The 13,350-nt window shown below is 52.1% G+C and carries 10 protein-coding genes; 3 read left to right on the top strand and 7 right to left on the bottom strand.

Translation table 11 applies throughout. From position 1 onward, the window contains the following. Positions 1-88: 88 nt before the first annotated feature. The 7 genes from rpsA to INT19_RS06690 form a co-directional block, all read right to left on the bottom strand. Positions 89-1,765, bottom strand: a complete 1,677-nt coding sequence (gene rpsA / locus INT19_RS06720) for a 30S ribosomal protein S1 (RefSeq protein ID WP_089038441.1) — start codon at positions 1,763-1,765, stop codon at positions 89-91. 184 nt (positions 1,766-1,949) lie between these two features. Further along, positions 1,950-2,639 (bottom strand): (d)CMP kinase, encoded by a 690-nt coding sequence (gene cmk, locus INT19_RS06715; protein ID WP_193060198.1) that lies wholly within the window; start codon positions 2,637-2,639, stop codon positions 1,950-1,952. After that, positions 2,629-4,920, bottom strand: a complete 2,292-nt coding sequence (locus tag INT19_RS06710; protein WP_193060197.1) for a bifunctional prephenate dehydrogenase/3-phosphoshikimate 1-carboxyvinyltransferase — start codon at positions 4,918-4,920, stop codon at positions 2,629-2,631. Before INT19_RS06710 ends, cmk begins: the two co-directional genes overlap by 11 nt. 11 nt (positions 4,921-4,931) lie before the next feature. After that, positions 4,932-6,023, bottom strand: coding sequence for a prephenate dehydratase (pheA, locus tag INT19_RS06705; RefSeq protein WP_089038444.1), 1,092 nt, complete (start codon positions 6,021-6,023; stop codon positions 4,932-4,934). Between the two features lie 5 nt (positions 6,024-6,028). Continuing rightward, positions 6,029-7,132, bottom strand: coding sequence for a 3-phosphoserine/phosphohydroxythreonine transaminase (gene serC, locus INT19_RS06700; RefSeq protein WP_193060196.1), 1,104 nt, complete (start codon positions 7,130-7,132; stop codon positions 6,029-6,031). Continuing rightward, a complete protein-coding gene (gene gyrA / locus INT19_RS06695) occupies positions 7,116-9,890 on the bottom strand; it encodes a DNA gyrase subunit A (protein ID WP_193060195.1) in 2,775 nt (924 codons plus the stop codon). The genes serC and gyrA overlap by 17 nt, the downstream gene beginning before the upstream one ends. 153 nt (positions 9,891-10,043) lie before the next feature. Next, positions 10,044-10,478 carry an acyl-CoA thioesterase gene (locus tag INT19_RS06690; protein WP_089038447.1) on the bottom strand — a complete coding sequence of 145 codons (435 nt, stop codon included), beginning with the start codon at positions 10,476-10,478 and terminating at the stop codon, positions 10,044-10,046. Positions 10,479-10,635: 157 nt separating this feature from the next. Between INT19_RS06690 and INT19_RS06685 the strand changes: the two genes are divergently transcribed. From INT19_RS06685 to INT19_RS06675, 3 genes are all read left to right on the top strand, one after another. Then, positions 10,636-11,574 (top strand): recombination-associated protein RdgC, encoded by a 939-nt coding sequence (locus INT19_RS06685; protein WP_193060194.1) that lies wholly within the window; start codon positions 10,636-10,638, stop codon positions 11,572-11,574. Positions 11,575-11,632: 58 nt separating this feature from the next. Next, on the top strand, positions 11,633-12,814 hold the full coding sequence (locus INT19_RS06680) for a 1-acyl-sn-glycerol-3-phosphate acyltransferase (protein WP_193060193.1): 1,182 nt from the start codon (positions 11,633-11,635) through the stop codon (positions 12,812-12,814). Between the two features lie 199 nt (positions 12,815-13,013). Beyond that, positions 13,014-13,295: a hypothetical protein gene (locus INT19_RS06675; RefSeq protein ID WP_038484684.1), complete on the top strand. Its 282-nt coding sequence runs from the start codon at positions 13,014-13,016 to the stop codon at positions 13,293-13,295. Positions 13,296-13,350: the final 55 nt, after the last annotated feature.

Here is a 13,350-nt window from a genome sequence, read left to right as displayed (position 1 = left end):
TTCAGGTGTCCGGGGTTGCCGGCTTCGCCGGGCAAACAAAAAACGCCGCCCATTAGGGCGGCGTTTTTCAAGACTATCAACTACTTAATTAGTCTTGGCCCATCTGCTGTTTGATTAGATCACCGATAGTGGTCGGACCACCTGCTTCCGGCTCTTGATCACGCAGCTTCTTCAGATTTTGACGAGTATCATCTTGCTCTTTCGCTTTAACCGACAGACTGATCTGACGGCTCTTACGATCAACGCTTACGATACGCGCTTCAATGCTATCGCCTTCATTCAGCACGTTACGGGCATCTTCAATGCGATCAGCACTGATTTCAGACGCCTTGAGGATAGCAACAACATCAGTCGCTAGCTCAACGTGTGCTTCTTTGGCATCAACTTCTACGATACGGCCTGTAACGATGCTACCTTTGTCGTTAACCGACAGATATTCAGCTACTGGATCGGAATCCATTTGCTTAATACCTAAGGAGATACGCTCACGCTCAGGATCGATTGAAAGAATAACGGCTTCAGCTTCGTCACCTTTCTTGAAGTTACGGACGGCTTCTTCGCCAGTTTCTGTCCAAGAGATATCGGACAGGTGAACCAGACCATCAATACCGCCTTCAAGGCCGATAAAGATACCGAAGTCAGTGATTGACTTGATGGTACCTGAAACACGGTCGCCCTTGTTGTATTCAGCGTTGAAAGTTTCCCATGGGTTAGCAGTACACTGCTTGATACCCAGAGAAATACGACGACGCTCTTCATCGATGTCAAGAACCATAACGTCAACATCGTCGCCCACTTGGACAACTTTAGACGGATGGATATTCTTGTTAGTCCAGTCCATTTCTGAAACGTGAACCAGACCTTCGACGCCCTCTTCCAGCTCAGCAAAGCAGCCGTAGTCAGTCAGATTAGTGACAACTGCGTGCACTTTGGTGCCTTCCGGGTAACGGTCTTTGATGTTGACCCAAGGATCTTCACCCAGCTGCTTAAGACCTAGTGATACGCGGTTACGCTCACGGTCAAACTTCAGCACTTTGACGTTGATTTCGTCGCCAACAGCAACGATTTCGGACGGATGCTTGATGCGCTTCCACGCCATATCAGTGATGTGCAGCAGACCATCAACGCCGCCGAGATCAACGAAGGCACCGTAATCAGTCAGGTTCTTAACGATACCTTTGATTTGCTGACCTTCCTGCAGGGTTGCCAGCAGTGCTTCACGCTCAGCACTGTTTTCAGCTTCCAATACAGCACGACGCGAAACAACGACGTTGTTGCGCTTCGGGTCAAGCTTGATGACTTTGAAGTCTAGCTCTTTGTTTTCCAGGTGCGCAGTATCACGAACCGGACGAACGTCAACCAGAGAGCCCGGCAAGAAGGCACGGATAGAGTCGACGTCGACGGTGAAGCCGCCTTTGACCTTACCGTTGATCACGCCCTTGACGACTTCGTCTTTCTCGAAGGCTGCTTCCAGAATCTTCCAAGCTTCTGCGCGCTTGGCTTTTTCACGGGACAGACGCGTTTCACCGAAGCCATCTTCTACGGCTTCAAGTGCAACGTGCACGTCGTCACCGATAGCGATGGTCAGTTCACCGTTCTCATCGCGGAATTGTGACGCAGGGATCTGACCTTCAGATTTCAGACCAGCGTTAACGGTAACCCAGTCACCGTCAATGTCGACAACCTGAGCCGCGACAATTGCGCCTGGCTCCATGTTGATGTCGTTAAGAGACTGTTCAAACAGTTCAGCAAAGCTTTCGCTCATGGTTTTCCTACGTGATCAACGTTGTTGAGGCATAAATGCCTTCTCCGTACCACCAGCAAGTACGGGCCTAATGTCATTCAGCTTTTGGAGGTGTTAGCGCTGGTTAGACCTGACCGGGCTCTCTGATATGGAGTTATCGCCCTGCCACGTCGTGACACCTTTCCAAAAACGCCGCAAGGGAGAATCAACTGCCGCTTACTATGCCACGTTGGTCTAGTAATTCGGTCAACTGATCAACCACTTCCGGTATGCTCAGGCATGTGGTATCAAGCGTTATGGCATCATCTGCCGGCTTGAGAGGAGCCACACTGCGCTGCGTATCGCGTGCATCGCGTGCCTGAATCTCCTTTAAAAGACTCGATAGACTAGCATCCACCCCGGCTTCCTGCAACTGTAGATGCCTACGCCGAGCCCGCTCCTGCGCACTTGCAGTCAGAAAAATTTTTAATGGCGCATCAGGGAACACGACGGTTCCCATATCACGGCCGTCGGCTACCAGGCCTGGCGGTTGTTGAAAATCTCGCTGACGCTGAAGCAATGCTTCACGAACTTGCGGTAGCGCCGCCACACGGGATGCGCGCTCACCAGCCTGCTCTGTGCGTATCGCTCGGGAAACGTCTTCACCTTCTAAAAGCGTTTGAGATTGCCCACCTTGTACTGGGAAAGCGACATCAAGCTGCGCAGCAAGCAATGCCAACGACGCCTCATCATCCAACGCCACATTATGCTTTAAAGCTGCCTGAGCAGTAAGCCGATAAAGCGCCCCACTGTCTAACAGGTGCCACCCCAGGCGTTCGGCGACCAACCCACTGATGGTGCCTTTACCTGCACCACCTGGTCCGTCAATCGTTAGCACAGGGGCGTTAATCGGCATTAGCTCCCTCCACACTTACCTGCATGCCGATACGCTGCGCCAAGGTCACAAAATCAGGGAAAGAAGTGGCCACATTAGCGCAGTCATCAATAATAATCTCATCGCTTGCACGCAAAGAGGCTATTGCAAACGCCATGGCAATACGGTGATCACCTAAGCTATCAATACGACCACCGCCATAGCTCGCCACGGCATCGTCAGCATTGCCAACAATATCAATACCATCTTCAACAACTGTGTGTTCAACGCCTAGTATCGCCAGCCCATCGGCCATTGCCTGAATCCGATCAGACTCTTTGACCCGCAGCTCTTCAGCACCGCGCAAGCGCGTTTTGCCTTGCGCGTTAGCAGCCGCGATAAATAGTGCAGGGAATTCATCAATGGCAAGCGGTACTTGATCAACCGGGATATCAATCCCTTTTAATGGCGCATAGCGAATACGGATATCCGCCACCGGCTCACCGCCTACCTCGTGCTCATTTTCAAGCGTTAAGTCAGCGCCCATCAGGCTGAGGATGTTAATCACACCAACGCGCGTAGGGTTGATACCCACGTGCTCAAGGGTAATGTCAGCCCCTGGCGTAATTGCCGCAGCGACGAGGAAGAACGTGGCAGAAGAAATATCAGAAGGGACATCTATCGGGCCTGCCGTCAGCTTACCGCCACCTTGAAGCCAGCAAGTATCGCCCTCGCGCGAGACCTCGTAGCCAAAACCATTAAGCATACGCTCGGTGTGATCGCGAGTAGGCGCTGGCTCACGCACGCGAGTTTCACCTTCGGCGTACATACCGGCTAACAGCAAGCAGGATTTCACCTGCGCACTGGCCATGGGCATGTCGTAGTAAATACCCTGCAATGCGGCGCCACCTTTGATCCTGAGTGGCGGGCGGCCACCTTCAGCGGTGTCGATAGTCGCACCCATCAAACGCAGAGGGTCAGCAACACGCCCCATTGGCCGCTTGGTTAACGACTCGTCACCGGTTAGCTCACTATCAAACGCTTGGCCTGCCAATAATCCCGCAAACAGGCGCATGGCAGTACCTGAATTACCCACGTACAGAGGGCCTGCCGGAGCTTTCAAGCCATGCATCCCTACGCCATGAATAGTAACCCGCCCCTGATATGGCCCTTCAATGGCAACACCCATTTCACGAAAAGACTGCAGTGTCGCAAGACTGTCCTCACCTTCAAGAAACCCTTTAACCTCGGTGACTCCCTCCGCCAGAGCACCCAGCATGATGGAGCGATGGGACATTGATTTATCGCCCGGCACACGCAGACGGCCTTGCGCCTGGCCGCCCGGCTGCACCCGATAAGTCACTTTACCGTGTGGTTGCATATGATATTCCGCCTGATAGCTGGTTTTATTCAATAACGTATCAAAATAATGGCGTGCATGACTGGCACGATCAAACGTTGCAATAAGGGCATCGCTATCGCCACTTTCCACCGCCTTCCGCAACCGAGTAAGCCCCGCCTCAAAATCATCTAACGACGACAAGACGGCGTCCCGGTTGGCAATAAAGATATCTCGCCACATAACAGGGTCGCTGCCCGCGATACGGGTAAAATCACGAAACCCGCCGGCTGCATAGCGAAAGATTTCTAGCCGCTCGTCTTGACGTGCCAGCGTATCGACCAACGAAAATGCCAGTAAATGCGGCAAATGACTGGTACGCGCCAACACTTGGTCGTGCCGCTCTACACTCATTTGCAGTACGTCTGCGCCAGCGGCAGACCACAACGCCTCAACCCGCGCAAGCGCTCCTGCGTCGACATTCGGCTCCGGCGTTAGTATCACTTTGTGATTGATATAGAGGGCGGGGTCTGCTGCAGCAACACCACTTTTTTCAGAGCCTGCAATAGGATGACCTAGCACCACTGTAGGGGGCATTTCCCCGAAGGCACGCACAGCACAGTCACGGATCGTCGCTTTCGTGCTGCCCACATCGGTAATCACCACGTTTTTAGACGCACGGTGAAGCGAACCTGCCAGGGTGGTCATCACACTCTCCATGGCCAATACCGGTACAGCCAAAATCACCATAGAGACGTCATCAAGCAGTTCTGCTAGCTGCGAACCGCCATGATCTATCAATCCTAAATCAATCCCCAAGGCGATTTCTGACGCATTGGGGTCACACGCTGAAATATGCCCTTTGAAACCTGAGTGCCGTAGCGCGGCGGCCAGCGACCCTCCGATCAAGCCAAGGCCAACAATCAGTAGGTGCGACTCTTGGCAAGATGAGCGAACTCCAGCGCTAGATTCCAACGCTTGCACAGCACACTCCGTCACAGCACGCCTAGAGGATAGGAGCCAAGCACACGCAGCTCAGAAGCACGTAGTCTTACTTCTTCGAGCACTGCCGCTACCTGCGGCTCATCCCGATGCCCTTTGAAATCGATAAAGAACACATAATTCCAAACACCAGTCCGCGAAGGCCGTGTTTCGATCCGCGTTAAATCAATGCGGTGACGATGGAACGGTTCCAACAGATCATGCAGTGCACCGGGCTGGTTACGCATAGCGACAACAATTGAGGTTTTATCCTCGCCAGATATCGGCACATCTTGATTACCAATAATCAGAAAGCGCGTGGAATTATCAGGGCGATCTTCAATCTTTTCGGCAATGCGCTCTAGACCATACAGTTTGGCCGCCATATCTCCGGCAATTGCTGCACTGTGCCACTCTGTTTTGACCAGCTTGGCAGCTTCTGCGTTAGAGGAAACTGGCACCCGCTCAGCGTGGGGATAGTGAGCATCAAGCCATTTACGGCACTGGCCAAACGATTGAGGGTGGGAATAGATGCGTGAGACCTTATCCCGACGCGTGGTTTCACTAATTAGCAGGTGGTGGTGAATGCGTAGCACCACTTCACCGCAGATCTTGATAGACGAGTCCATAAAGGTGTCGAGCGTATGATTGACAACCCCTTCGGTGGAGTTCTCTACCGGCACCACCCCATAATGAACAGCACCTGCCTCTACTTCACGAAAGACTTCATCAATCGCTGCCATCGGCATACTGACAGCGCTCTCACCAAAGTGCTTAAGCGCCGCCTGCTGGGTAAATGTACCCTCTGGGCCTAGGTAGGCAACTTTGACTGGCTGCTCCAGCGCAAGGCACGCCGACATAATCTCGCGGAACAGCCTCGCCATCTCTTCTGAGTCTAGCGGGCCAGGATTCAACGACATAATGCGGCGCAGCACCTGCGCCTCCCGCTCAGGACGATAAAATACGGCGTCTTTATCTTGAGCAAGCTTAACGTGTGCCACCTGCTGGGCGCAGTTGGCGCGCTCACTAATCAAGCGCAGAATATCGCCATCCAACTGGTCGATACGTTGACGTAAGTCGTCTAATTTAATTGGCGTATCGGACATGATGGTTAGCCTCTTCGTTGTTCAAAATCCGCCATAAAGGCGATTAGCGCGTCAACGGCCTCTTCAGGCACCGCGTTATATAAACTCGCACGCATGCCGCCAACACTACGATGGCCCTTTAGGTTAAGAAGCCCCGCCTCGTCAGCTTCTTGCAGGAATACGCTGTCTAAACTGCTGTCGGCCAGCACAAACGGAACATTCATGCGGGAACGGTTACGGCTGGCAATCGGATTAGTATAAAAATCACTGGCATCAATAGCGGCGTAAAGCTTCTGCGCTTTGCGCCGGTTAATGTCATCCATCACCTCTAAGCCACCGATGTCATCTTTTAACCACTGGAAAACAAGGCCAGCCAAGTACCATGCAAACGTTGGCGGCGTGTTGACCATAGAGCCTGCGTCCGCAAGCATTTGATAGTCAAACAGTGACGGAATGGAGCTAGGCGCTTTGCCGAGCAAGTCATCACGAATAGCGACCAAGGTTAAGCCAGCCGGGCCAATGTTTTTCTGAGCCCCCGCGTAAATCACTCCAAACTGCGTCACATCAATAGGGCCGGACAGAATGTTCGACGACATATCGCAAACCAAAGGTACATCCGCGCCATCTGCACGTTGCACCCTTGGCGTGTAGTCGAACTCTAAGCCACCGATGGTTTCATTTGAGGTGTAATGCAAATAGGCGGCATCGCTGCTAATCGCCAATGCATGTTCATCAGGCACCGCTGTATGACCATTGACTTCACTGCACGCTGCCATATGACAGCTAAACCCTAACCGCCGGGCTTCACTAATCGCCTTTTTACCCCAAATGCCCGTTTGGATAAAATTGGCGCATCCCCCTTGACCAAGCAAATTCATCGGCAGCATCGCAAACTGCATGCTGGCTCCGCCCTGCAAGAAGAGCACTTTGTAATTACTGGGAATATCCAGCAAATGACGCAGATCTGCTTCTGCTCGATCAGCAATAGCGACAAATTCATCACTGCGATGACTCATCTCCATTACAGACAAGCCACGCCCTTGAAAGTCCAGCAGTTCGTTGCGCGCACGTTCAAGCACGGCAACAGGCAGGGCCGCTGGCCCTGCACAAAAGTTATAATGACGTGTCATCGGTTCCCTGTTCCTGTTCGCCATCGTCAGCGTTATCTGGCTTGCCGGGATCAACAGCATCGCTATCGACGACATCGGTATCAATCGCACCGGTGTCTAGAGCGTCTGCTTCTGAACTATCTGACTCAAGCTCATCTATTTCGGCAGGCTCATCCACACGGACAGTTTTAACTAGTTTTTCTTCTTTACCCAGGCGAATCAGCATAACGCCCTGAGTATTTCGCGAGGTCGTTGACACTTCCTCAACCCGAGTACGCACCAAGGTGCCACGATCAGTGATCAGCATCATTTCATCGCTGTCATAGACTTGCATTGCGGCCACTAGAGCGCCGTTACGCTCGCTGGTTTGCATGGCAATAACGCCCTGCCCACCACGACCACGCAGCGGGAATTCTTCTAGGCGCGTACGCTTACCGTAACCATTCTCACTGGCCGTGAGAATATAGATCTGTCCTTCAGCTTGAGCATTCTCGGCCGCGACAAGCTGGGTATCAGCATCTACATCGGCGTCATCTTCTGCGTCAATTTGTTGGCTCTTAGGAATGATCAAGCTAATAACTTCAGCATCCCCCGCCAGGCGCATACCGCGTACACCACGGGCGGTACGGCCCATGGCGCGCACATTGCCTTCTTCGAAGCGGATCGCCTTACCGTTGGAGGAAAGCAACATGGCGTGATCAGAGCCAGACGTAATAGCAGCCCCCACCAAACGGTCGCCCTCTTCCAAATCAATGGCGATCAAGCCAACACTACGTGGGCGAGAGAATTGCTCAAGACTGGTACGTTTAACGGTACCTTTCGCCGTGGCAAAGAAAATGTAGTGCTCAGGATCGTAATCACGCACTGGCAAAATGGCGTTGACGGCTTCGCCTTCTTCAAGCGGCAGCATATTGACCAGCGGCTTGCCCCGAGAACCACGACTGGCGTTCGGCATCTCATAGACTTTCAGCCAATACACCTTGCCTCGGTTAGAGAACAGCAGCACGGTGTCATGGGTAGATGCGACCAACAGGTGCTCGATAACGTCTTCATCTTTCATCGCGGTGGCTGACTTACCTCGCCCACCACGGCGTTGTGCCTGATAATCAGACAACGGCTGAGTCTTGGCGTAGCCTGAGCGGGAAACAGTGACCACCATATCTTCTTCAGCGATGAGATCTTCAATCGACAAATCAAGGTGGCTCGCCTGAATTTCCGTACGGCGGTCATCGCCATACTGCTCACGTACAGCATGCAGCTCTTCTCGGATGACTTCCATCAGACGATCTGGAGACGCCAGGATGGTCGTAAATTCGGCGATTTTCTCAAGAATCGACAGGTATTCGTCTAACAGCTTCTCGGTTTCAAGACCTGTTAGGCGATGCAGACGAAGCTCTAGAATTGCTTGAGCCTGCGCCGGCGACAGTCGATATTCCGTCGCCGCCGTATTTAGACCAAACCCTTCATCCAGCTCTTCAGGCTTGCATGAGGTTGCGCCAGCACGTTCCAGCATCGCGGTAACCTGTCCGGGCTGCCACGTTTTAGCCAACAGTTTTTCACGCGCTTCAGAGGCATTGGGAGATGCCTTAATCAGCTCGATCACTTCATCAATATTGGAGATGGCAACTGCCAAACCCTCCAACAAATGACCACGCTCACGGGCTTTTTTCAACTCATACAAGGTACGGCGAGTAACAACTTCGCGGCGATGGCGAATAAACGCCTCAAGCATCTCTTTGAGGTTAAGAGTGCGTGGCTGGCCGTTTTCCAGCGCTACCATGTTAATCCCAAACACATTTTGCAATTGTGTTTGCGCAAACAAGTTGTTGACGACGACATCACCTGACTCGCCGCGTTTGATCTCAATCACCACGCGCAGGCCGTCTTTATCCGACTCATCGCGGAGCTCAGCAATACCCTCGATTTTCTTCTCTTTTACCAGCTCAGCGATTTTCTCGATCAATCGCGCTTTATTCACCTGGTAAGGCAGTTCAGTGATAATAATGTGATCTCGACCACTCTTATCATCATGCTCAATCGTATGGCAGGCACGCACATAGATACGCCCACGCCCGGTGCGGTAAGCATCTAAAATACCCGCGCGACCATTGATAATGCCCCCGGTAGGGAAATCTGGCCCTGGAATGTACTGCATGAGGTCATCAACGGTGAGCGTGTAATCATCAATTAACGCCAGACAACCATCAATTATTTCCCGCATGTTATGGGGCGGGATATTGGTCGCCATGCCCACCGCAATCCCTGATGACCCATTGATTAACAGGTTAGGAACTTTGGTTGGTAGCACGGCAGGAATACGTTCGGTGCCGTCGTAGTTATCGACCCAATCGACGGTATCTTTTTCCAGGTCAGCTAGCAGCTCGTGGGCAAGGCGCGCCATGCGCACCTCGGTGTAACGCATGGCGGCCGCGTTATCACCGTCAATAGAACCAAAGTTACCCTGACCATCCACCAGTACGTGACGCATGGAAAAGTGCTGGGCCATACGAACGATAGTGTCATACACCGCACTATCACCATGCGGATGGTATTTACCGATGACATCGCCGACGACACGCGCCGACTTCTTGTACGGTTTATTCCAATCGTTGCTCAGCTCGTGCATGGCAAAAAGCACGCGCCGGTGAACAGGCTTGAGGCCGTCACGCACATCGGGAAGAGCGCGACCGATAATGACACTCATCGCGTAGTCGAGGTACGACTGTTTAAGCTCGTCTTCAATATTGACGGGCAAGATTTCTCTGGCGATGTCACCCATGAAAGTCAGATCCTTTGCACTGCATTGGCACTGCGAGAGTTGAAAGCGCTTAAAAAAGCCGCCCTTGATACCACAACAAGGCGGCGCGCAGAGTCAGCACCATCATACCACTGCATAAGCACCATGGGCAGTCAGTGGCAACGGCATTACGCTTTACGCTAAAAAGGCGTCTTTATCGACCACAAGCCCCTCAAACACCTCTCGCACGTCTCCTTCAATAGGAGCGGCCTTATTCGCCTTCACATCTAGCAGCACAAAGGTCAAATCTGCCTGAGCAACCAGTACGCCGTCTTGACGCACAATTCGATGATGGCAAATCGCGCTACGATCACCCACGTCTACTATGCCGGTCATAATCTGCAAATCATCGTTCTGAACAGCGGCCGCTCGATAATCAATATTCAAATTGACCACGACAAACGCTCGGCCTGCCTTATGAAGTTGATTTATCAGGCGCGGATGGTCATCAAAAAAAGCCCAGCGCCCCTCTTCCATAAATTCAAGATAGCGCGCGTTGTTGACGTGACCGTAGCCGTCTAAATGGTAACCACGCACTCGCAGAGCAACACTGGATATTGCTGTAGACATAACACCCCCATTTCTAAAAATCTGTTAACCATTCACAAAACCCTTCAAATCAAACACAAGTTTTAAACCAGTGCAACAACAAGGCAATCCCCTAAGGCGCTGGTAGGAAAGGCTTGGTTTCGCCATAATGTGCCACCTTTTAAATAGGATTGGTGACATGTGGTTTAAGCACCTACATTTATACCGCCTTCACGGCGCCCCTGAGCTTGATAGCGATACACTTGCGAATGCACTCGACGAGCATGCAGCCAAGCCGCTAGGTAATGCGGATGCACGTCGCTTAGGGTGGACAGCCCCGGCAGGACGACTGGGTGGTGGTCAGCGGCTGCATGAAATCCAAGGCCACCGACTACTTTCAGCCCTGCGCCAAGAGCGCTTGCTTCCTGCATCTGTAGTAAAAGAGGAAGTGGACGATAAAGTCGCTGATATCGAAGCCAGCGAAGGACGCAAGGTGACGCGCAAAGAAAAAACGGCGCTGAAAGAGCAAGTCACTGAGGAACTAATGCCCCGCGCATTTGTTCGCAGTCAGAAGATCGATTTATGGTGGGATACGCGTCATCAATTAATTGGCGTCAATGCCAGCTCTCGTACACGGGCAGAAGATGTACTGGATCTTCTGCGTGAAACGCTGGGTAGCTTGAAAGTCACGCCACTGACATCACAAACACTGCCTATCCGTGCGATGACGCAATGGCTGGGCGAAGCGGAAAGCCGCCCTGCTGATCTTGTGTTAGGGGATCAGGTTGAGTTAAAAGCCAAAGGCGATGATGGCGTGCTGCGCGCTCGCCAAGTTGATCTAGACAGCGACGAGATCCAGCAACTGCTTGAAAGCGGACGTCAAGCCAGCAAGCTCGCAGTTAGCCTGGAAGGTCGTTTAAGCTTTGTTCTGCATGATGATTTAGCGCTGAAATCATTGCGTTTTGGCGATGCATTAATAGAGGAAGCTGATCACGCAGATGATGGCGATGATGCACTTGCTCGCTTAGAAACTGATTTTATTTTGATGGCGCAGGCACTTTCTGACGATATTCCTCGCCTAATCGAGTGGCTGGGTGGTGAAGCTCAGCGCGAAGCTGCTACGCAGCCAGACGCTTAATTCAGCCGTTAGCCTGCTGATATAAACTGTTTATTTCTGCCTATATCCAACGGATCGCATGACTCATCACAACAACGCACTTAACGCTGACACCGCCAACGACCCCTGGGCTGACATTCGCCCCTATATGGATCATGAAGTGGCCAATGTTCTTGAGCGCCTATCACATGATAGCGAGCTTTTAAATGCATTGACTCAGTTCAGGCTTCCGCGCATGGCCAAGTGGGCGCCTCCCATTGCCCGCGCCTTAGCAGGCCATGCCGTCCGTCGTGAAGTAAAGGGCGTTACATCCGTATATGACTTCCAGATGCGGATCGCCAGCTATATGGAGCGCATGATTCGCACCACCACGGATGCCTTCGAAGTCTCTGGGCTTGATAAGCTAGATAACAACAGCGCTTACCTGTTTATAGGCAACCATCGCGATATATCGCTAGACCCCGCCTTTGTGAACTATGCGCTTTATCTGGCGGGTCGCGATACAGTGCGTATTGCGATCGGAGATAACCTCCTGAAAAAGCCCTACGTCACCGATCTGATGCGGTTAAATAAAAGTTTTATTGTACCGCGCAGCGCCCGAGGCAAGCGTGCGATGCTGGCGGCATATCAGCAGTTATCAGCCTATATCCGTCACTCAATTACTGTTGATCAGCACTCTATTTGGATGGCGCAGCGAGAGGGTCGTGCTAAAAATGGCATTGATCGCACCGATCCCGCCATCATCAAAATGCTGACCATGGCCAGACGCAACGCTGACCGGGATATGGTATTCGGTGATGCCATTGCCGAGTTGAAACTGGTGCCGGTATCGATTAGCTACGAATACGACCCTTGCGACCAACAGAAAGCTCAGGAACTTCACGATATCGCTACCGAAGGAAGCTACGCGAAAAGCGAATTCGAGGACATTCGCTCTATTGTGTCAGGCATCACCGGTCCCAAGGGTCGGGTACAACTGCGCTTTGGTAGCCCGGTAGGCGCTGATATGGCAACGCCGGATGAAGTGGCAGCGGAAATTGACCGCCAAGTGATCGGTGCTTATCGCCTGTTTCCTAGCCATTATTTAGCACTGGAAGCCCTAGGCGAATCACCAGAACTGATCGCCCGCAAAACGATAACGCGTCAAGACAGAGAGCGTTTTAACGCTCGGCTGGCAAGTATACCTGAAGCGTTGCGGCCTTATTGGTTGGAACAATACGCCAACCCTGTCAAACACAAGGCTGGGCGCCTGAGCCTTTAAAGCGCAGGTACTGGAAACATACGTAATGGAAACATACATACTGGAAGCAAACGTACTGGAACAGTGTGCTAGCAAAAGCCAATAGACTGCATCCAATGCTTCCAGGAACCCATGCTCAGCTGTTAAAAAAGTGCTATGGTCAAAGCATTAATTGGTCTCGCTTGAACATCCCTCAAGCGCGGTCTTAAGGAGAACTCCAATGTCCGCATCAGAAATTCAAAAAACACGTATTATTAATGAACTACGCGATTTTATTCGCAAGCTGCTCCAAGACCCAAAAATCTTAGAACAATCCCTAGCGATTGCACGACAGCAGCTAGTCGAAGGCAACAGCCCTGCCGTAATGGCCAAAATTGCCAACGAAATCTCCGACACTACGAGCGTCCATATTCCCGAAGACCCCACTGAGCACTCTGAAGCTGACAAGCTTTTTTTAGAGCTTCTGCGTGAAGTCGTTCAGGAAGAGCAGGCACTCTACTAGTGGACAAATAGCTGTAAGCAGCATGTTGACGTTACCGGCGAAGCGCACCCCTACT

Origin of the sequence: Halomonas sp. 3A7M (assembly GCF_014897875.1) — a bacterium.
Taxonomy (GTDB): Bacteria; Pseudomonadota; Gammaproteobacteria; order Pseudomonadales; family Halomonadaceae; genus Vreelandella.
This window is presented reverse-complemented; position numbering and strand designations above follow the sequence as displayed.